The sequence below is a fragment of the Massilia orientalis genome (genome assembly GCF_030411975.2).
Taxonomy (GTDB): domain Bacteria; phylum Pseudomonadota; class Gammaproteobacteria; order Burkholderiales; family Burkholderiaceae_D; genus Telluria; species Telluria orientalis.
In genome coordinates, this window is sequence record NZ_JASNRB020000002.1 from 358,590 (window position 1) to 378,838 (window position 20,249).

Annotated in this window: 15 protein-coding genes; 9 read left to right on the plus strand and 6 right to left on the minus strand. The window is 65.6% G+C overall.

Translation table 11 applies throughout. From position 1 onward, the window contains the following. Window positions 1-47 precede the first annotated feature (47 nt). Together QPK29_RS03680 and QPK29_RS03685 are read left to right on the plus strand one after the other, a co-directional pair. Window positions 48-1,955, plus strand: coding sequence for a putative bifunctional diguanylate cyclase/phosphodiesterase (locus tag QPK29_RS03680; protein ID WP_371769610.1), 1,908 nt, complete (start codon window positions 48-50; stop codon window positions 1,953-1,955). A 231-nt stretch (window positions 1,956-2,186) separates the two neighbouring features. Beyond that, window positions 2,187-2,744 carry a TetR/AcrR family transcriptional regulator gene (locus QPK29_RS03685; RefSeq protein WP_371769609.1) on the plus strand — a complete coding sequence of 186 codons (558 nt, stop codon included), beginning with the start codon at window positions 2,187-2,189 and terminating at the stop codon, window positions 2,742-2,744. Between the two features lie 6 nt (window positions 2,745-2,750). Here the strand turns inward: QPK29_RS03685 and QPK29_RS03690 are convergent, their stop codons facing one another. Next, the gene (locus tag QPK29_RS03690) at window positions 2,751-3,815 is read right to left on the minus strand and encodes an aldo/keto reductase (protein WP_371769608.1); all 1,065 of its coding nucleotides are present in this window, start codon (window positions 3,813-3,815) and stop codon (window positions 2,751-2,753) included. 137 nt (window positions 3,816-3,952) lie between these two features. Here QPK29_RS03690 and QPK29_RS03695 point away from each other — a divergent pair, with 137 nt between their 5' ends. Continuing rightward, a complete protein-coding gene (locus QPK29_RS03695; RefSeq protein ID WP_400189722.1) occupies window positions 3,953-4,846 on the plus strand; it encodes an AraC family transcriptional regulator in 894 nt (297 codons plus the stop codon). A gap of 67 nt (window positions 4,847-4,913) precedes the next feature. Here QPK29_RS03695 and QPK29_RS03700 read toward each other — a convergent pair whose 3' ends face one another. From QPK29_RS03700 to QPK29_RS03710, 3 genes are all read right to left on the minus strand, one after another. Continuing rightward, entirely contained in the window at window positions 4,914-5,324 is a 411-nt protein-coding gene (locus QPK29_RS03700) for a VOC family protein (protein ID WP_371769606.1), read from the minus strand. Window positions 5,325-5,514: 190 nt separating this feature from the next. Continuing rightward, window positions 5,515-5,988: a hypothetical protein gene (locus tag QPK29_RS03705; protein WP_371769605.1), complete on the minus strand. Its 474-nt coding sequence runs from the start codon at window positions 5,986-5,988 to the stop codon at window positions 5,515-5,517. Continuing rightward, the gene (locus QPK29_RS03710; protein ID WP_371769604.1) at window positions 5,988-10,439 is read right to left on the minus strand and encodes a DUF6861 domain-containing protein; all 4,452 of its coding nucleotides are present in this window, start codon (window positions 10,437-10,439) and stop codon (window positions 5,988-5,990) included. Before QPK29_RS03710 ends, QPK29_RS03705 begins: the two co-directional genes overlap by 1 nt. 138 nt (window positions 10,440-10,577) lie before the next feature. Between QPK29_RS03710 and tssI the strand changes: the two genes are divergently transcribed. From tssI to QPK29_RS03735, 5 genes are read left to right on the plus strand one after another with little or no spacing between them, the layout of a single operon-like run. Further along, window positions 10,578-12,944 carry a type VI secretion system Vgr family protein gene (gene tssI, locus QPK29_RS03715; RefSeq protein WP_371769603.1) on the plus strand — a complete coding sequence of 789 codons (2,367 nt, stop codon included), beginning with the start codon at window positions 10,578-10,580 and terminating at the stop codon, window positions 12,942-12,944. 4 nt (window positions 12,945-12,948) lie between these two features. Next, the gene (locus QPK29_RS03720; RefSeq protein WP_371769602.1) at window positions 12,949-13,791 is read left to right on the plus strand and encodes a DcrB-related protein; all 843 of its coding nucleotides are present in this window, start codon (window positions 12,949-12,951) and stop codon (window positions 13,789-13,791) included. After that, window positions 13,792-15,066: a PAAR domain-containing protein gene (locus tag QPK29_RS03725; RefSeq protein WP_371769601.1), complete on the plus strand. Its 1,275-nt coding sequence runs from the start codon at window positions 13,792-13,794 to the stop codon at window positions 15,064-15,066. A gap of 31 nt (window positions 15,067-15,097) precedes the next feature. Beyond that, complete coding sequence (locus QPK29_RS03730) at window positions 15,098-15,826, plus strand: SMI1/KNR4 family protein (RefSeq protein WP_371769600.1); 729 nt, start codon at window positions 15,098-15,100, stop codon at window positions 15,824-15,826. Further along, the gene (locus QPK29_RS03735; protein ID WP_371769599.1) at window positions 15,819-16,223 is read left to right on the plus strand and encodes a tetratricopeptide repeat protein; all 405 of its coding nucleotides are present in this window, start codon (window positions 15,819-15,821) and stop codon (window positions 16,221-16,223) included. Before QPK29_RS03730 ends, QPK29_RS03735 begins: the two co-directional genes overlap by 8 nt. 230 nt (window positions 16,224-16,453) lie before the next feature. On the opposite strand, the gene QPK29_RS03740 is transcribed toward QPK29_RS03735, so the two are convergent. Then, a complete protein-coding gene (locus tag QPK29_RS03740; protein WP_371769598.1) occupies window positions 16,454-17,443 on the minus strand; it encodes an aldo/keto reductase in 990 nt (329 codons plus the stop codon). Between the two features lie 119 nt (window positions 17,444-17,562). Between QPK29_RS03740 and QPK29_RS03745 the strand changes: the two genes are divergently transcribed. After that, window positions 17,563-18,450 carry a LysR family transcriptional regulator gene (locus QPK29_RS03745; RefSeq protein WP_371769597.1) on the plus strand — a complete coding sequence of 296 codons (888 nt, stop codon included), beginning with the start codon at window positions 17,563-17,565 and terminating at the stop codon, window positions 18,448-18,450. On the opposite strand, the gene QPK29_RS03750 is transcribed toward QPK29_RS03745, so the two are convergent. Then, window positions 18,447-20,228: an amidohydrolase gene (locus tag QPK29_RS03750; RefSeq protein ID WP_160409892.1), complete on the minus strand. Its 1,782-nt coding sequence runs from the start codon at window positions 20,226-20,228 to the stop codon at window positions 18,447-18,449. The genes QPK29_RS03745 and QPK29_RS03750 overlap by 4 nt on opposite strands. Between the last annotated feature and the right edge of the window lie 21 nt (window positions 20,229-20,249).

A 20,249-nucleotide genomic window follows, 5' to 3' on the forward strand; every position in this document is an offset into this window, starting at 1 on the left:
GCCGCTCGTGGCAAAATGTGTCTCAACGAAGCTCCTCATGACGCGACATGCAGACCCCATCGATACCGCTCGACGAAGCGCGCCGGTTGACGGCGCTGCACGCCACCCGCCTCCTCCACAGCGCCCCGGAAGACGCGTTCGACCGCATCACGCGCATGGCGAGCCGGCTGCTGAAGATGCCGATCGCGCTGGTCTCGCTCGTCGCCGAGGAAGACCAGTGGTTCAAGTCGCGCTGCGGCATCGACATGACGGGCACGCGCCGCGAGATCTCGTTCTGCGGCCACGCGATCCTCGACCACGAGCCATTGATCGTCCCGGACGCGACGCAGGATGCGCGCTTCGCCGACAACCCGATGGTGGTCAATCCGCCGCACGTGCGCTTTTATGCTGGCGTGCAGCTGTACTCGATCGACCGCATGCCGCTGGGGACCCTGTGCGTACTGGACCGCGTGCCGCGCACGCTGAACGAGGAAGAACTGGACATCCTGCGCGACCTCGCGCGCATGACGGAACAGCTGATCCACTTCCGCCAGCTGGCGACCGCGGCGCAATCGCTGCACTCGCACGTCTATGTCGACAATGCGAATCCCGACCTCGCGGCGGCCGCGGGCCAGGTCGAATTCCTGCTCACGCACGACATGCTGACGGGCCTCGCGAACCGCCAGGTGCTCGTGCGGACGATCGGCCAGAACCTCGACAAATGGAAGAGCGACGGCCTGCACACGCTGGTCGCGACGATCAACATCGACAAGTTCAAGCGTCTCAACGAGCTGCTGGGCCACCACGAAGGCGACAAGGCGCTCGTCGCCATCACGTGGAGTTTGCAGAACCTGCTGCGGCCGGGCGACATGCTGGCGCGCGCCGGGAGCGACGAATTCGTCGTGCTGCTGCCGGGCCTCGGCGACGACAGCGTCGCGCGCGACCGCCTGCGCCAGCTGCTGCAGGCCGCCACGCGCGAGTTCAAGACGCCGGGCGGCGCGATCCCGCTCACGTGCAGCATCGGCTATGCGATCTTCCCGGAGGACGGCACCGACGGCGACCTCCTGCTGAACAACGCGACGATGGCCGTGCGCCGCGCCAAGGCGCTGGGCGGCGGCCAGATCCAGCGTTATTCGGAAGAACTGAACCAGGCGTTGCAGCGCAAGCTCACGCTGGAAAACCAGTTGCGCCATGCGATCGGGCGCGGCGAGCTCTATCTGAACTATCAACCCAAGACGGACCTGCGCAGCGGCGGCGTCGCCGGCCTGGAAGTGCTCGTGCGCTGGAAGCATCCCGAGCACGGCAGCATCTCGCCCGCCGAATTCATCCCGATCGCCGAGGAGTCCGGCCTCGTCGTGCCGATCGGCGAATGGATCCTGCGCACCGCCGTGGCCCAGCGCCGCGCGTGGAGCGACGCGGGCGTGCCCGACGTGCCCGTGGCCGTCAACCTGTCCGGCAAGCAGTTCCTGGGCACGGACGTCGTGGCGCTCGTCGGCGCCGTCCTCCGTGAATCGGGCCTGCCTCCGCGCCTGCTGGAGCTGGAACTCACGGAAAGCATCTCGATGGACGACCCGGTCCGCACCGCGGACCTGATGCGCCAGCTGCGCGAACTGGGCACCACGCTCAGCATCGACGATTTCGGCACCGGCTATTCGAGCCTCAGCTACCTCAAGCGCCTGCCCGTCGACAAGCTGAAGGTCGACCGCTCCTTCGTCCTCGACGTGCACCAGAGCGCGGAATCGCTGGCGATGGTGAAGGCGATCATCGCCATGGCGCACACGCTGCGGCTGGAAGTCATCGCGGAAGGTGTCGAGAACGACGGGCAGCTGGCCGCCCTGCGCAGCGCGGGCTGCGACCAGATCCAGGGCGATTACTTCAGCAAGCCGCTCGACGCCGACGCCTGCGCCGAGTACCTGCGCAAGCACGGGGCCGCGCCCCACGTTCCGGCAGCGACGGACATCGCGCTTGCAAAATAACCAATACGTTATTATTCTTGTATCGGTAAATCCGCAGACACCGATCGTATGTACGTCGGTGCGCAACATTGATGCACAATTCCATGGCCGGAATTGCGGGATCCAACGCGAACGCTTACAATGGTGACACGGAGCGTTGCCTAAATTCATGAGACGCATCCGTCGCTCAACGGGTCCGTCGCTCTCGGCCGCACGGACCGCATCCGATCATTGCAGACCAACCCCACAAGCATGCGTTACTCGAGTAACCATAAGGCCGAAACGCGCCAGCGCATCATCGGCGAAGCGTCGCGCCGCTTCCGCAAGGACGGCATCGAAGGCACGGGCCTCGTGCCGCTGATGAAGGCGCTCGGCCTGACCCACGGCGGTTTCTACGCCCATTTCGAATCGAAGGACGCCCTCGTGCAGGCGTCGCTGGAAGCCGCCGTCCAGCAGACGCTGGAACGCTGGCTGCCGTCGGCGGACGCCGCGCCGCGCGCCGTCATCGACCACTACCTGTCGGCGGACCACCGCGACGAGCCGGGCGAAGGCTGCCCGCTCCCCACGCTGGCCGCGGAACTGGGCCTGCGCGGCCAGCCCAGCGCGACGGCCGACGCCATGGTGGCGCGCATGACGGCGCTGCTGGCCGACTGCCGCCTGGCGCCCGCCGCCGGCGACGAGGGCATCGTCGCCCTCGCCGCGATGGTCGGCGCGCTGACGCTCGCGCGCGCCGTCTCGGACCGCGGCGCGTCGGACGCCATCCTCACGGCCGTGCGCGGCGCCATGCAACCGGCCGAACCGGAGGCCTGACGCCCGTCACCGGCCGCGCCGTTCCACCGCCGCGCCGCCGAACACGAGCTGCCGCACGAGGGGCCGTTCGGTAAAGCGTTGCGGGAAGATGGGCGCCGGCCGGCTGGCCGCATCCAGGCGCGCCACGTGGTCCGGATCCAGTTTCACGTCCAGCGCGCCCAGGTTGTCCTGGGCCTGCGCGAGCGTGCGCGCGCCGATGACGGGTGCCGTCACTGCGGGATTCAGCAGAGTCCACGCGAGCGCCACCTGCGCCGCGCTGGCGCCGGTCTCGCGCGCCACGGCCTTCACTTCCTCCGCGATGCGCAGCGACGCCGCGTTCAGCAAGCCCGTCGATGCGATCACGCCCTTGCGCGTGTCCGCCACGCCGGGCGCGTCGTTGGTGGCGAGGTCGGACGTCCCGTACTTGCCGCTCAGGAGACCGCCGCCCAGCGGCGACCACGGCATCACGCCGAGCCCCAGCGCGCGCGCCATCGGCATCAATTCGTGTTCGACGCTGCGCTCGACGAGGCTGTATTCGATCTGCAGCGCGACGAACCGCGACCACCCGCGCAGGTCGGCGATCGTCTGCAGCTGCGCCGCGCGCCATGCGGGCGTGTTGCAGATGCCCAGGTACAGCACCTTCCCGGCCCGCACCAGGTCGTCGAGGGCGCGCAGGACTTCGTCCGGCGGCGTCGTGTCGTCCCATGCATGCAGGTGCAGCAGTTCGATGCGGTCGGTGCCGAGCTGGCGCAGGCTCTGCTCGACGGAGCGCACGAGATTCATGCGGTGGTTGCCGCCCGAATTCGGATCGCCCGGATCGCGCGCCATCGTGAACTTGGTCGACAGGACGATGCGGTCGCGCCGCCCTTCCATCAGCCTGCCGAGGATGCGCTCGGACGCGCCGTTCGTGTAGTTGACGGCCGTGTCGACGAAGTTGCCGCCGCGGTCGACGTAGGCATCGAAGATGTCCCGGGCCTCGGATTCGTCGGCGCCCCAGCCCCAGTCCTGGCCGAAGGTCATCGTGCCGAGCGCCAGCGGCGAGACGCGCAGGCCGGAGCGGCCCAGCAGGCGGTATTGATCGAGTGCGGTCATGGTGATCTCCTGTGCGGTTGAAAGTGGGCACAGTGTCGGGCCGCACAGCCGATCGGCGGTAGCGCAAACGTCGCACATGCTTGCACGATCGTCCGGAGGCGCGCACGCACGTCACCGTCCCTGCTATCCTTGCCGGCATGGATACGCTCGCCCTCTTTGCCGCCGCCATCGCCCGCCACGCCCCCGTGGACGGCATTCACGACACGCTTCTCCCGGGCATGCGCCTTATCCGATCGTCCAGCCCGACGATGCCCATGCCCGTGCTGTACGAACGGACACTGTGCCTCGTCGCGCAGGGCCGCAAGCGCGCGGTGCTCGGCACGACGGCGTTCGTGTACGACCCCGCGTACTACCTCGTCGCCTCCGTCGAACTGCCCGTGACGGGCGCCGTGATCGAGGCGTCGCCGGAGCGGCCGTATCTGTGCCTGAGTCTCGACCTGGACATGGTGGTGCTGGGTGACCTGGCGTTGCGGCATCCGCCCGCCGATGAGGATGGTGGAGAGGACATGGGCATGGCGCTGAACCGGACGACGCCCGAGCTGCTCGACGCGGCGCTGCGCCTGACGCGGTTGCTCGACACGCCGGCCGACATCGACGCGCTGGCGCCGCTCGTCACGCGCGAGATCCTGTACCGGTTATTGACGGGCGCCGGCAACCGCATCGTGCGCCGCATGGCGCGGGGAGACAGCCGCCAGAACCAGATTGCGCGCGCCATCGTCTGGCTGCGCGCGCACTACGCGCGCGACTGCCGCATCGACGAGATGGCCGACGTGGCGCGCATGAGCCGGTCGACCTTTCACGCGCATTTCAAGGCGGTGACGGCGATGAGTCCTCTCGAATTCCGCATGCAGCTGCGCATGCAGGAGGCGAGGCGGCTGATGGTCGCCGAGGGGATGGATGCGGCCAGTGCGGGGTATCGAGTGGGGTATGAGAGTCCGTCGCAGTTCAGCCGGGATTATGCGCGGTTGTTTGGGGTGCCGCCGGCCAGGGATGCGGGGAGGTTGCGAGAGGCTGCGGGGGCGGCGCACTGAGGCCGGATCGGCGTTCCCACTGCGAAGACGCAGACCTGATTGCAGGGTGCGAAATCGACATGCGGACCTAATAGCGTTTGTAAAAGGGCCAGCTGAAAGGATCCACTCCCTCATTTACCTCGTCAAAATTTTCGCATTCGACTTCAAACTGATTTCCTTCAGGATCCGATAGCAGTGCGTAGTAGCCGCCAGGGTGCGATATCACGGACTCAAAGACAGCGCCCCGCGACATCAGCTTGTCGCAGTACGACATAAAATTACTGTGGAGCAAAAAGCTAAAAATGGGAAAATGCCGGCGTGGTGGGCTTGTTTCCCGTGACGCCGCATCGACTATTAGGAGCTTCAGAGCAACATCGCGCGCGCCATTAGGCAAAAAGAACAAGTCTTCCTGCAGTTCGAACTGAAGCACATCCTTGTAGTATCGCTCGACCTTTTCGTAATCGGCCACAGGAATGATGATTTTTACTGGAGCCATCATGAGGAACGCGCTTTCGATTCTGTCGTAAAACTCTTCCGAGGCCGTTCGCATCGACGAGATGGCTTAGTTGCCTGCATGTGGCGCTCTATCCTTCACGTGCACTTCAGTATGGGGCATTGCTCTTGCGCTTGGACTCGCGCGTCCCGGCCTTCACCCATCCGTTAGTGCACTCATCGTTCAGCTGCTTTCCCTACCACAATTCCAGGACAGGACCGACTCGATCTTTCGAGAATAGTTGCGTCTGCTCGTCCGAAGCGGGCTCTAAGCCGCCGAAGAAATTGGCGATGCGATATTTGACACTGAACCCTTTAGCCCAACGATAAAGCTCTTCAGATGTCGATATACCTGCTTTCTTGCAATCCAAACTTGAAAAAAGCAATGAGACATCGCTGATGTCATCATAATGAATTATACGCAACGTTACACACTCAACTAATTTCTCACCGACACTCAGTTGTTTGAGATTAGCGGTGCACGCAACGTCTTCATCGCCAGCTGCGATTTTCGATAAGTAGGCCGAGTCGAGAACAGAATCCAGTCGCAAGGGTACGCCGTCACGTACCACTTCGCTGACGTTGTTCTTTTCACGCACGCATTCGATAACCATTGCCGCGAGATGACTGGGCGAAACCTCTTCGAAAACAAATTCCAATAGCCCGTTCATTAGTCAATGAATCCTTTAAAGGTCTTATCTTGATTCAAACGTACTCCACGACCATCAGGCAAACGCTTTTCCAGAAAGACCAGATTCCCATCCGCTATCGGTGAAAAGTCACCGGGAGCCCGAATGATATCCTTCAGGTGGGACATGCCTTGCTCGTTCCAAGTGGTCATTTTTCCTTTAATCTTCCCCCATACCTCGGCCCCAGAAACAGACGGATTGCTAAACGTAACAGGTCTTCCGCTATGTTTAGCAAGCGCATGCCCGACGATAGTCGATCCTTTATAGGGCACTTGTGCAGATGACAGAACTGTCTTGGTCTCAGATAGGGTAAGACCCCATGAGGCTGGCGTCGCGATCTTATTCGCCCCTTCCGCATTGCCACTTTTACATGGACTCAGTCCTGCCGGATCCACCCAGCCAACCGGGTTAGACGCATAACCATAACCATTTGTACCGCCAGCTAGGCCAATCGGATCAATCGAAACAAACCGCCCAATATCCGGATCATAGTAACGGAACCGGTTGTAATGCAATCCGCTTTCGTTATCGTGATACTGCCCTTGAAACCGAACAGGCTGCACCTCCCCGATCTCATCGGGCAATACGACGACCGGCACCTCCTCCTGCACAACCTCGAGCACATTCCCCCAAGCTCGATACCGCGCAGCCCACACAACGCGCCCATCCGCATCGGTCAACTCCCGCGGCGTCCCCAAATGGTCCGTATGCAAATGCCGCATCTCGGCCCGCTCCGCGCCATCCGCACCTGCCACTGAATCCAGCCGCGCCAACGGCACAAACGCATCCTCGCCATACACATACGTCCGCGCATGACTCCCGCGCTGCTCGCACAGCAACCGGTTGCCATCCCAGACAAAGCGGGTCACACCAAACGCATCACGCTTCGCAATCCGCCGCCCGAACGGATCGTAGGCATAGCTGACAGTCTGCGCGCTATCGGTCGGCCCGCGCGCCACCACGCTACGCACCAGCTGATGCCCAGGATTCCACTCGAACCGCATCCGCGTATGCCTGCCGATCAGCTTCTCGACGACATTGCCATGCGCATCGTAGTCGTAACGCTTGTCCTCGTACACGCGAATACGGTTACCTTCGACGCGGCCAACCGGCGCCACGGTGGCATCGAGCAGGTTATGCGCGGGGTCAAACGCAAACCGCTCACTCAACTGCGGCTGCACGGCCGATAAAATGCGACCGATCGGATCGTAGCTGTAGCGTGTCACACCATTGCGCTGATCGTCGATCGACACGAGATTGCCCACCTCGTCGTACTCGTACTGCCGCGCGATGACGGTCGACGCGCCCTCGCCCGCCGTCTGCGACAACAGCCGCCCCACCGGGTCATACCGGAACTGGCTGACGAGCGCCCCCTGCGTGCGGGCGATCATGCGGTGCGCCCGGTCCCGTTCGATATCGGTGATGACTTCGCCGTCCAGGTTGACCTGGTGCAGGTGACCCGAGCCATAGTACAGGTTGTTCAGGATGCGGCCATCCGGCAGCGTCGTCCGCACCCGGTTGCCCAGCTCGTCGTATTCATGACGCAGCACGGTCGACGTACCCGAGGCATCCGTCTGCTCCATCACCAGCTGACCGATCGCGTCATACGCCATGCTGACAACGGCATCCGCATTGATCGCCTGGGTCATGCGCCCCAGCGCGTCGTAGGCGAAGCGCAGCCGCATTTGCTGCGCCTGCGCCGCCCCCGTCACGCGCGAGATCACCTTTTCCGTCAACTGGCCCAGCGCATCGCGCACATACGTCGTCGCAATAGGCGTGGTCTCCATGCGCGGTGCGCAGCCCAGTTCCTCCTTGCCGACGATGAGCCCGCTGTCGTCGTAGCGGTAACGCGTCACGCGCGCATCGAAGCTCGTTTCTTCGGCGAGGCGGTCCAGCGTGTCGTAAACAAACCGGTGCACGTCGCCGTTTTCATTGATCAGTTCCGCGATCCGGCGCGCCGTGTCGTAGCGGTATTCCAGCACGCCGCCGCGCGCGTCGATGCGTTTCAGCGGCTTGCCGTCGCGATCGAGTTCGTAGGCGGTGCGGTGGCCCGCGGCGTCGACGTGGGCGACGAGGCGGCCCAGCCGGTCGTATTCGTAGCGCTCCGTGGTCCGGTCGGCATGCGTCACGGCGTGCAGGCGGCCGAGCGCGTCGTAGGCGTAGGTGCTCGCATCGCCGTTCGGGTCGAGCGCGCGCACGAGGCGCCCCTGGTCGTCGTAATCGAAACTGCTCGTGCTGCCCGAGCAGTCCGTGTAGCGGATCAGCTGCCCGGCGCGGTTGTAGGCAAGTGACTTGACGCCGCCGCGCGCGTCGGTGACTTTCACCGGCAGGCCGCGGTCGTCGTACTGGTATGCGGTCCGCTGGCCCAGCGCGTTCGTCACGCTGGTCAGGTTGCCCTGCGCATCGTAGCGCAGTACCGTCGTGGCGCCGACGGCGTCGGTGATGAGGGCCGGCTTGTCGAAGCGCGCGTCGTAGACGATGCCCGTGCCCCGCCCGCCCCGCTCGACACGGACGATGCGGCTGCGCTCGTCGTAGCGGTAGCGCACCGTGCGGCCGGCCGGGTCGGTCAGTTCGAGCAGGTTGTCGTTCTCGTCCAGACGATGCGTCGTGACGCCGCCCGCCGCATCCACCTGCGCGACCAGGCGCCCGTGCGCGTCGAACCGGTAGTGCTGCGCGCGGCCCAGTTGGTCGGTGACGATCGTTTCCTTGTCGAGATAGCGGAACGCCCACCACTGGCCCGTGTTGGTCCAGTTGCGCAGCACCTTCCCATCCGGCCCGTCGACGTCGTATTCATAGCGCGACACGAGGCCGTCCGGCTGGCCGTGCTCCACCATGACGTGGTTACGGTAGCCGAACTCGCGCACAACGTCGCCCGCGCGATTGCGCACGCGCCGCAGGTCGCCCGCGCCGTCGTACTCGTAGGACACCAGCGTATGCGCGCTGCCTTCCGGTTCCGCGGGCATCAAGGTCACGCCCAGCAGGCGCATGCCGCCCGCGACCCGGCCGAACTCGAGGGCCAGGCTGTGCCCCGCGCTGTCGTCCACGCGCGCGGGCAGCCGGCGTGCGTCGTACGTGACGCGGATGTGATTGTCGTTCGCGTCCCGCCAGCCCGTCAGCCGGGCGATGCCGTCGCCGTACAGGACGGCGAATTGCGTGCGCAGGCCATTGTTGTCGACCAGCTCGAACGTCGTATCTCCCGTGCGCGCCAGCGTGATCTGTTCGGACGGCGAATAGATCGCGTCACCGACCCGCGGCAGCGAGAACGTGATGCCGCGGTCGAACGCGTCCAGCACGACGACCTCGTCGGCGCTGAGTTGCAGGCTGTCGCTGATGCGCAGCGCCCAGCCCTGGCCCAGCCAGCCGACGCGGTGCAGCGCCGAGCTGTACGTGCGCTGCCAGACCAGCGGCAGCGGCGCGGGTAACGCGAAGTCGAGATCCAGGTCGCCGAGGAGGATCTTGTCGCCCGTGATCGGGTTGACGGGCTGGCCGACGAGGTTGCACGGCGGCTTGCTGGTGGCGACGCCGCGCTTGACCTCCGACGGCTTCTCGGCCGGTTTCTGCGCCTCCACCGGTTCCCTCGCGACGCCCTTGCCGGCGCCGGCTTCGGCCTGGCCCTGCGCCGACGCGAGCCTGGGCTGTAGGTTCGGATGCGTCATCAGCTTGTCGCGGTTCTGGCCGACCCATTCCGCGAACTTCGGACCCGGCCTGCTGTTCGACAGGTTGCGCACGAGGAGCGAACTTTGCACCTGGCCGCGCGACAGGTACAGCACCAGCGCCGTCAGGATTGCCTTCACGAGCAGCATCTGCCCTTGCGCGAACGATTCCGTCGCCTCACGCAGCATCGTCGTGCGCCGGGCGGTCGCGTCCGCCGGCAGGTCGCCGGCGTGCCAGGCGGTCGCGAAACCGTGGGCGGCGTGCCGGCACAGGTCCGGCACCGTGCTGCTCATGTCCATGACCAGCATCCCGAGACCCATCCAGACGAGGATCTCGCCGCCGATCGCGACGCCCGCCTGCGCGCCCACGGCCGCGCCCGGGATGGCGCCCACGCCAAAAGCCAGCGATCCCAGCGCCCCGCCCGCCGCCGCGCCGAGCACGGCGCCGCCGCCCAGGTACAGTGCCATCTGCTTCATGACCTCGTACAACACGTCGACGATCACCGCGAAGTTCAGGCCGGCGAACTGCTGCCTGAGCAGTTCCGCGAAGCGCGGCCGGGATGCGTCGAGCGCCTGCTTGACGGCCAAGGCGTTGCGCACGCCGCCCATGTCGGCGCCCGCGTCGGCGATGCGGCCGAGCGTGGCGCTCGCCTCGTTCGACCAGCGCTGCACGCGCCGCGCGATGTCGAGCCGGGCCTGCGCGCCGGCCTGGGCATAGTGGCGCTGCATGGTGTCGAGGGTGCGCGTCAGATCGGTCCAGTTGCTCGAAAAGTCAGACATGGTGCTCGCAGGAAAACAATTGTGAACGGCGCCAATGGCCGATTTAACGAACAGGAAATTTCTGATAGTATATACATGATTTAACATAAATCTAACAATCCCCCGTGCGGAGGACACATTCGATGCAGGAGCTGCGATATGTCATCAGATTCGCTCGATAACCGGATCAAGGCGCTCGGCGTGGCCGGCACTGCCCTCGACACCGCCGCGCTGCTGAAAGCCGGCTCGGGCGGCGCGGCCCTGGCGTCGGGCGTCGCCGGTCTGGCCGGGCACGCGAGTCCCCAACTGGCCCAGGCGCTCCAGGTCGCGTCGCAGGCGCACTCGCTGGCGCAGCATGCCGGCGCGTTGGCCGACCATGCGGGACAACGCGCGGACCAGCCCGCGGCGCTGGCGCAAGGCGCTGCGGTGGCGGAAAACCTCGCGCTCGAAGAACACCCCCTGGCGGGCCAGGCCGTGAACGATTTCGCCGGCAACGAGCCGCACTACGTGCCGCCGAATATCGATCCCGCCGGACAGGACGACGCCGCATCGGCCGTGGCATCCCTGCTGGCGAAGTTCAACGACGGCAAGCGCCTGCTGCGTTTCTATTCGCCGCTGCAAGGCGACAAGACCCTGCTGGTCGAGTCGTTGAGCGGCTCGTCGGCCATGTCCGACCAGTTCGTGTTCAACCTCAGCCTGATTTCGGAAAACGCCGCCATCGACCTGAAAGACCTGATGGGCAAGAACGTCGGCGTGGGCGTGCAGCTCGCGGACGGGGGCGAACACTTCGTCAACGGCTACGTGCACTCGTTCGGCTTCAGCCATGCGGACGGCGGCTTCGCGTTCTATCACGCGCAGATCGTGCCCTGGCTCAGCTACCTGAAGCAGCGCGTCAACTCGCGCATCTTCCAGGACCAGAGCGTGCTCGACGTGCTGGACACGATCTTCAAGGGCGACTACAACGGCCTCGCCGCATACGAATTCCGCGTCAGCCAGACCTACCGGCCCGAAAACTACATCGTGCAATACGACGAGACGGACGAGCACTTCGTCTGCCGCCTGATGGAGAAATACGGGCTGTTCTACTATTTCGACCACAAGCCTAACGGCCACGTGATGGTGATCAGCGACGATTCGCGCTCGGGCGCGTTCTGCCCGCCGCAGCCGGATCACGCCGACGTCGAATTCAACGGCGGCAACCGCTGGCACGACCGCGACAGCGTGACGGCGTTCGCCGCCGAACGCAACCTGCAGCCGACCAAGGTCGCCCTGAACACGTTCGACTTCAAGGCGCCCAATGCGATGCAGTACGTGGAGCTGCCCACCGTGACGCAGCAGGGCGACATGCCGGCCATGGAAATCTATGACGGCAACCCGGCCTTCTCGTACAAGGACAAGGACGACGGCCAGCGCGAAGCGCGCCAGCGCCTGGAAGTGCTGGAGTGGCAGGCCAAGGTCTTCACGGGTGCGTCCGACTGCCGCGGCCTCGTCGCCGGACGCACGTTCAAGCTGCAGGGCCACCACTGGTTCGATCCGGCCACCGAGGGCGACAACGATTTCCTCGTGCTGTCGGTGCAGGTCAGCGCCCGCAACAATTATTTCGAACGGGGCCAGAGCGACGTCTACCGCAACACGTTCACCGCCATCCGCCGCAAGATCCCCTACCGCCCGCGCCGCGCGCACCCGCCGCCGCGCATGCCCGGACCGCAGACGGCGACGGTCGTCGGCCCCAAGGGCAAGGAGATCCACACGGACCAGTACGGCCGCATCAAGGTGCAGTTCCACTGGGACCGCTACGGCCGCCGCGACGAACGCAGCTCGTGCTGGATCCGCGTCTCGCAGCCGTGGGCCGGGCGTGGCTGGGGCACGATTTCCGTGCCGCGCGTCGGGCAGGAAGTCATCATCGACTACCTCGAGGGCGACCCGGACCGCCCCGTCTGCACGGGACGTTTGTTCAATGCGGATCAACCGGTCCCGTACGGCCTGCCGGATGGCGCCCACATGATGGGTTTCAAGAGCCGCTCCACGCCGGGCGGCGGCGGCTTCTGCGAGATGGTGATCCACGATAGCAAGGGCAAGGAACTGATCAATATCCACTCGCAGAAGGATATGGTCACGACCGTGCAGAACACGCAGGCGACCGTCGTCAACGGACCGCACCAGACCAATACGGTCAGCACGGGCTACCAGACCAACACGGTCAAGCAGTACATCGTGACGACGGCGCAGACGGGCCACATCCACGACACAGCGAAAACCAACATCGAGCTGACGGCCGAAGACGACTACATCCACGCGACGGCCAAGACGAACATCGAACTCGTGGCGCAAACGGCCCACCTGCACCAGACCGCGAAGCAGAACATCGAGCTGACGTCGCAGACGGAGCACATCCACCTGAAGGCCAACACCGACATCACGCTGGAAGTCGGCAGCAGCAAGATCGTGCTGCAGGCCGACGGCACGATCCTGATCCAGGGCGTGAACGTCGCCGTGATGGGCAGCCGGATCGATTTGAACAAATGAGCAAATGAGCGAGCGCGCCATGTACCACGCCAACCACGCCACCTTCGAACTGCCCGCGCAGTTGAAGGACAAGACGATGCACATGTTCACCTTGCGCGACGATGGTCCGAGCGAGTTCAACGTCGTCGTCTCGCACGCGGACGTCAAGCCCGAGGAACAACTGGACCAGTTCGGCGAGCGCCTGACGAAGGAACTGACGCGCGCCTTGCCACGCTTCCAGCTGAAGGCGATGACGGAACGCCTTGTGGACGGCGCGCCGGCGCTGGAACTGGCCTACAGCTGGCGCAACGAGGCGGGCTTCATGCACCAGCGCCAGGTCATCACGCTGGTCCAGGGCAGCGCGCCGGGCACGATCGAGGCGATGCTGATGGCGGCGACGTGCCTGCGCGAATTCAGCGATGAGTGGAATGCCGCGTTCGACGCGATCGTGGACAGCATCAGGCTGCGCCGCCCGCTGCCGAAGGCCCAGGACGGGCCGCCCGCGGCGCCGTCCCCTGCCCTGCCGACGATCTTCGCATTGTCCGAACCGCGCAAGACCTTGCACGTGTTCGCGGACAGGCACGAGGCGGGCAGCAAACTGTCGGCGCGCGACGTCAACCAGGACCACTGGGAATTCTATGACGCCGAGGGCACGCGCCTGCAGGCGAACGTCTCCCGTACGAACGCCGGCCTGTCGCTGCTGCGGCCATCGGGCACGGTCACGCTGGAACGCAAGGCGGAACCACCGGGACCGGCGCTGGCGGAACGGCTGCATCTGGCCCAGTACATCCAGGCCAGTTCGTCGTCCGTGCCGTTCTACAGTCTGACGGAGGTGCGCGCGCATCTCGATCAGGTGGCGGAGCGCTAGATGCCGGCGGCGGCACGGCTGGGAGACCCGATCGGGCACAGCCCGACCATGAGCTGGCTCCTGAAAGGCCTGCTCATCGGCGCGGCCATCGCGGTGGCCGGGGTAGCGATCGTGGGCACGGGCGGCCTCGCGGCCGTGGCCGTCGTCGGCGCGGGCGCGGCCATGGGTGCGGGCCTGGGCGAAGCGATGAGCACGATGAGCTTCGCGGCCAAGGAAGTCACCGGCGCCATCGCGATGACCGGATCGTCCAATGTCTTCGTCAACAACCTGGCTGCGGCCCGCGCCCACGTCGACATGGTCGCGTGCTCCAAGCATCCGGGACCGATACCGATCGCGACGGGCAGCGGCCAGGTCTACATCAACGGCATGCCGGCCGCGCGGGTGGACGACAAGACGGGCTGCAGCGCCGTCATCACGAAGGGGTCGGGCAACGTCTACATCGGCGGCGGCACGGCGCAGACCGACACGATCAATCCGGAGAACCTCGTGCCGGGCTGGGTGCATGCGTCGCTGTTGGTCGTCGGGGTCGGCTCGGCGATCGTCCTCGCCGGGCCCGTGATCGCGGTGGGCGGCCTGGTCGGCGCGTTCGCGGGCGGGATCGGCGGCGGCTGGGTCGGCGGCAAGATGTTCGGCGAAGGCAGCGACGGGCAGAAATGGTCGGCGATCGCGGGGAGCTTCCTGGGCGGGTATCTGGGGGCGAAGGCGGCGCCGGGGGCCTGGGAGTTCGCGCAGCGGGTCCAGGTGTCGGTCGAACCAGGCACGCTGGGCATGAACGGCGGGAACGTTCGTGTCTCGCTGCGCCCACCTGCGACGGCCGCCGAGCCGCCGGCCACGCCGCCGGTGGAGCCGCCGGCACGCGTCTCGGCATCGACGTATGCGCGGCTGCGCGCCAAGACGCCGAGTTCCGCGATTCAAAAGCAGGTCAACGAAGGCGTGACCTTGCCGATGCCCGACCGGGCACTGCCGGGCCTGACGGTGACGAAGCCGCTGCACGCGGACCATATCGTGTCGATGAAGCAGATCACGGAAATGGAGGGATTCGCCCGGCTCTCGCAGGAAGATCAGCTCGCGGTGCTGAACAATCCCCGCAACTTCATCGGCCTGAGCGAGACGGCGAATACGTCGAAGGGCGCGAAATCGTTCGCCGACTGGACCGAATACAAGAAAGGCGGCATCGCCGTGGACCCGGCATTCCGGCAGGAGATGATGCAGAAAGAGGTCGACATGGCGGCCGAGTTGCAACAGCAGATTTATAATCTCCTGGGCGGCGGCTAGCGTGCACCGGCAATCACTGAAAGACGAAGCGATGACAACAACACCCGACAAGAACGCGGTACTGAATGAATTGCAGCAGTTCGTGCAGCCGGCCGCATTGATGGCCTCGCCGGCCGAAACGGAAGCGGATCCGGCCGTGCCCGTGCAGTGGCTGCGCTTCCTCGACGAGCAGGAACACGGCCGCAGGCTCGCGCTGCTCACGGAATGGAGCGACTTCGCCGCGGAGTGGACCAGCGTCCAGGATTTCCTGCGCACGATGCTGAAGCACCTGTACGTGATGCGCGAGCAGGACGACACCCTGTCGCTGCTGTATCTCTACACCGTCGGCGGCAAGGACCTGAACTTTTTCCGCGGCCGCGCGCCGATCACCGACGTGCCGGAGCGCCTGCGCCCTGTCTGGGACTGGGTGCCCGCCAAATTCCGCGATTTTTATACGCAGTTGCACGACGGCTGGACCTTCCTGCCGGCAAATTCGATGGGACCGCTGCCGGTCGAGGATTGGGCATTCCTGTCCGACGACAAGTTCGACATCGACGACGACACCGCACGCCGGCTGCCCATCGATATCTCGCGAACCGTCGCCGTCTTTCACAACGGCGCCGGCGATTACCTGTGCCTGAATTGCGTGGGCAACGGCGAAGCGACGGGAGTCATCTGGTGGCACGAAGATCCCGAGAATCCAGAGCCGGTCGATTTCTGGGGCGTGCTGGATGCCTGGGTCGGCATTTTTCTGGAAGAAGCGGACCGCCACGGTGCATGAGCGGATCACCGCCCTGTGCAAGGAAGGCGATGCGCTGGCGTCGGCCGGCCGACCCGACGACGCCAAACAGAAATACATCGCGGCGCTGAAATTGCTGTCCGGGGAGCCTGGGCAGTGGGAAGCGGCGACATGGATTTATGTGGCGCTCGGCGACGTGCACTTCCACGCGCAGGACTTCGACAAGGCATTCAAGTGTTTTTATAACGCGGTCCACTGTCCAAAAGGACTCGGCAACGCCTACATTCACCTGCGTCTTGGGCAGATCTACTTCGAACAGCGTCTCTTCGACAAGGCAGCCGATGAACTGACGCGCGCGTACATGGGTGGCGGGATCGATCTCTTCATGGAAGACGACGCCAGATACCTGGCGTTTCTCGAGACCAGGATCTCGCTCTGAAACACCCTGTCCATTACTGCAAAAGCTGGTTCCGTGCGAAGAAAAGGACGACCGAGCTTTGGCCTGCCGAGAAGGCCGAGGCGGCGCATTTGCAGCGGCAACCCTATACGGCGCTCGTCGGCAGCGCCGTCGCCAAAGTCATCTACGCAAGCCAGCGCGCCGGGGTACCGGTCGAGAACCTGCGCTACGCCACGGGGAACGCTTGACATGCGCGCGGCCGCGCCCCCCCGTCAACGATCCACCATCGCCATCGCCTTCTCGTTGTACCGCGCCCCCGCCACGCCGATCTGCTCAAGCGCCCCATCCAGCCGACGCAGGTCCTCGTCATCCAGCCTGAGGTCGGCCGCAGCGAGATTCTGCTCGAGATACGTACGGCGCTTGGTCCCCGGAATCGGCACGATGTCGTCGCCCTGCGCCAGCAGCCACGCCAGCGCCACCTGCCCCGGCAGCGCGCCGTGCCGCGCCGCGATCTCCTTCACCAGGCCGGCGATCGCGAGATTGCGGTCGAAGTTCTCGCCCTGCAGGCGCGGGTCGTTCTGGGCGCGGAAGTCGTCGGCCGGATAATCCTCGGCGCGCTTCGCCGTACCGGTCAGGAAGCCGCGGCCGAGAGGGCTGAACGGCACGAGGCCGATGCCCAGTTCGCGCAGCGCGGGCAGCACGTCGGCGTCGAGGTTGCGCTCCCAGATCGAGTACTCGCTCTGCAGCGCCGACACGGGCTGCACGGCATGCGCGCGGCGGATCGTCGCGACGCCCGCTTCCGACAGGCCGAAGTGCAGCACCTTGCCTTCGCGGATCAGGTCCTTGACGGTGCCCGCCACGTCCTCGATCGGCACGTTCGGGTCCACGCGGTGCTGGTACAGCAGGTCGATGCGGTCGGTGCGCAGGCGCTTCAGCGACGCCTCGACGACTTCGCGGATGTGCTCCGGGCGGCTGTCGGCGCCGGCGAAATGGCCCTTGCCGATGACGAAGCCGAACTTGGTCGCGATCTGCACCCGGTCGCGCCGGCCTTCCAGCGCGCGGCCCAGCAATTCCTCGTTCGTGAACGGGCCGTACACTTCCGCCGTGTCGAAGAAAGTGCAGCCCAGGTCGATGGCGCGGTGGATCGTCGCGATCGATTCCGCGTCGTCCGGCGTGCCGTAGGCGTGGCTCATGCCCATGCAGCCCAGGCCGATGGCGGAGACATGCAGTCCTTGAGATCCCAGTTGTCGAGTCGTCAGCATGTTCTTCATCCTTTTTTGCAAAATGCCGCCCGCGGCGGCCTAGTGACAAGGTAGTCGTTGCACCTTGCAAAGAAAACACCAATAATCGGCGGATCATTTTCCAAAAATGGAAAACGCCCTTGGACTGGAACGATCTTAAATACTTTCTCGAAGTGGCGCGCGGCGGCAGCCTGACGCGCGCCGCGGACGTGCTGCGCGTGAGCCAGTCGACCGTCAGCCGGCGCATCGCCGAGCTGGAAGCGCGCCTCGCGACGCGCCTGTTCGCCCGCCACCAGACGGGCTACCACCTGACGGACGAAGGCCGCGAACTGCTCGGGCGCGCGGAGGCGGTCGAGGACAATATGCTCGCCTTCGAACGGGGCGCGTCCGGCCTGAGTCCCGGCGTGTCGGGCCTCGTGCGCCTGGCCACGTCGGACAACCTCGCATCCGACCTCGTGATTCCCGCCCTGCCCCGTTTCGTCGCGCGCCATCCGCAACTGCGCCTGGAGATCGTCACGACGACGGCCGCCGTGGAACTGGGCCGGCGCGACGCCGATCTCGCGCTGCGTCTCGTGCGCCCCAGCCACGGCAACCTGAAGGCGCGCCGGCTCGGTGCGATGTCGTACGGCGTGTACGGGCACCGCGACTATCTCGCGCGCCATCCGGCGGCCGGCGACGATCCGCTCGCGGGCCGCGCGATGATCACCTGGGACGAGGCGCACGCGCACCTGCCGGCCGCGCAGTGGCTCGCGAAGCGCGCGCCGGAAGCGCACGTGGTGCTGGCCGTGTCCACGCTGCGCGCGCAGATCGCGGCCGCGCGCGCGGGGCTCGGCCTGGCCATCATCCCCGACTTCCTCGTCACCGATCCCGATCTCGTACGCGTGCTGGCGCCGGGCGACGTGTTCAGCGACGGCGTCTGGCTCGTGCTGCATGCGGATCTCGCCGCGTCGAGCCGGGTGCGCGCCGTCGCCGACTTCCTCGCGGAGACGGTCGACGCGGCGCGCGCCGCGCTGGCGGGCGAGGCCTAGCGCTTCTGGTAGCCGCCGTACGCCGCGACGGGGCTCCACGCCGGCGACACCGGCAACGCCTTCGGTGCGAGCGGTGCATAGTCGCCCGCGCCGTACACGACCTTGCCGTTGACGACGGTAAGCACGCTGTCGAGCCGCTTGATGCCCTCCGCGTCCATGCCGAAGTAATCCTGCGGCAGCACGACGAAGTCGGCGTACTGGCCGCGTTTCAGGGTGCCCTTCACTTTCTCCTCGCCGCTCATCCACGCGGACCCCGTCGTGATCAGCTTCAGCGCTTCGAAGCGCGACAGGCGGTCGCCGTCCTGCCAGATCTGCAGGCCGCCGGCGGTCTTGCCGGTGACGGCCCAGTACACGGACGGCCACGGGTTGTAGCTGGAGACGCGCGTGCCGTCCGTGCCCAGGCCGACGGGGATGCCCTGCGCGAGCATCTTGCGGATCGGCGGCATCTGGCGCGTCTGTTCGCCGTAGCGCTTCCAGTACGATTCGCCCTGGAAGTGCATGCGGTCCTGCACGGCGATGCCGCCGCCCAGCTTCCTGATGCGCGCGAGGTCGGCGTCGGTCACGGTCTCGCCGTGGTCGATGATGAAGCGCAGGCCGTTCAGCGGCGTCTGCGCATCGACCTTCTCGATGACATCGAGATCGCGCGCGATGCTCTCGCCGTACGTCGCGTGCAGGCGGAACGGCCAGCGGTTCTTCACGAGCAGCGACACGACGGGTTCCAGGTCGTGTTCCATCGAGGCCGGCAGGTCCGGGCGCGGCTCCAGGAAGTTTTCGAAATCGGCCGCGCTGGCGACGAGGTTTTCGCCCGCGCCTTCCGCCGAGAAGCCGTTCGGGTACAGCATGTGGTCGTTCTGCTTCGGATGCGTCATGGTGAGCCAGCGCTGGAAGTCTTCCAGTTCCTTGCCGGCCTTTTGCGCGAACAGGTAGTAGGCCGTGCGCACCGTCAGCTTGCCCTGCTTCGCCAGTTCCAGCGACACGCCGTAGTCGTCCGGGTAGTTCTGGAAGCCGCCGCCCGCGTCGATGGCGCTCGTCACGCCCAGGCGGTTCAGTTCGCGGTAGAACTGCAAGGTGGAGTTGACCTGGTCGTCGTGCCCCAGCTTGTTCGTCTTCGCGAGCGTCGAATACAGGATCAGCGCGTTCGGCTTGGCGATCAGCTTGCCGGTCGGCTGGCCGTTCGCGTCCAGCTCCACTTCGCCATCCTTGTACCTGGTGTTGCGGTCGTAGCCGAGCGTGTCGATGCCCTTCTTGTTGAGGAAGCCAAGGCCGTACAGGTACAGGATGAACACCGGCTTGTCCGGCACGGCGGCGTTGATTTCTTCCAGCGTGGGCAGGCGTTTTTCCTCGAACTGCCATTCGTTCCAGCCCCCCACGACCTTCACCCACTGGCCGTCCGGCGTACGCGCGGCCTGCTCCTTCAGCATCTCCAGCGCGCGCTTCAGCGACGTCACGCCGTCCCAGCGCAGCTCCATGTTGTAGTTCAGGCCCTCGCGGATCACGTGCAGGTGCGAGTCGTTCAGGCCCGGGATCACGGTGCGGCCGTGCGCGTCGATCACCTGCGTGTTCGCGCGCTTCAGTTTCAGCACCTTCGCGTTGCTGCCGGTGGCGAGCACCTTGCCGTCCTTGACGGCGATGGCCTGCACGAACTCGCCTTCTTTCGCCATCGTGGCGATCTTGCCGTTCTTGAGGATCAGGTCGGCCTGCGCGAAGGCGGCGCCGGCCGTGAGGAAGCCCGCTGCGGCCAGGGCGGCGCGCAGCGCGGGGATACGAATCGTATTCATGATGTCTTTCTTCGGTTTTTC

Bases quoted from the DNA above. Each gene is read 5' to 3' on its own strand.
- QPK29_RS03680 (WP_371769610.1), top strand. From the start codon at position 48: ATGCAGACCCCATCGATACCGCTCGACGAAGCGCGCCGGTTGACGGCG.
- QPK29_RS03685 (WP_371769609.1), top strand. From the start codon at position 2,187: ATGCGTTACTCGAGTAACCATAAGGCCGAAACGCGCCAGCGCATCATC.
- QPK29_RS03690 (WP_371769608.1), bottom strand. From the start codon at position 3,815: ATGACCGCACTCGATCAATACCGCCTGCTGGGCCGCTCCGGCCTGCGC.
- QPK29_RS03695 (WP_400189722.1), top strand. From the start codon at position 3,953: ATGGATACGCTCGCCCTCTTTGCCGCCGCCATCGCCCGCCACGCCCCC.
- QPK29_RS03700 (WP_371769606.1), bottom strand. From the start codon at position 5,324: ATGATGGCTCCAGTAAAAATCATCATTCCTGTGGCCGATTACGAAAAG.
- QPK29_RS03705 (WP_371769605.1), bottom strand. From the start codon at position 5,988: ATGAACGGGCTATTGGAATTTGTTTTCGAAGAGGTTTCGCCCAGTCAT.
- QPK29_RS03710 (WP_371769604.1), bottom strand. From the start codon at position 10,439: ATGTCTGACTTTTCGAGCAACTGGACCGATCTGACGCGCACCCTCGAC.
- tssI (WP_371769603.1), top strand. From the start codon at position 10,578: ATGTCATCAGATTCGCTCGATAACCGGATCAAGGCGCTCGGCGTGGCC.
- QPK29_RS03720 (WP_371769602.1), top strand. From the start codon at position 12,949: ATGAGCGAGCGCGCCATGTACCACGCCAACCACGCCACCTTCGAACTG.
- QPK29_RS03725 (WP_371769601.1), top strand. From the start codon at position 13,792: ATGCCGGCGGCGGCACGGCTGGGAGACCCGATCGGGCACAGCCCGACC.
- QPK29_RS03730 (WP_371769600.1), top strand. From the start codon at position 15,098: ATGACAACAACACCCGACAAGAACGCGGTACTGAATGAATTGCAGCAG.
- QPK29_RS03740 (WP_371769598.1), bottom strand. From the start codon at position 17,443: ATGCTGACGACTCGACAACTGGGATCTCAAGGACTGCATGTCTCCGCC.
- QPK29_RS03750 (WP_160409892.1), bottom strand. From the start codon at position 20,228: ATGAATACGATTCGTATCCCCGCGCTGCGCGCCGCCCTGGCCGCAGCG.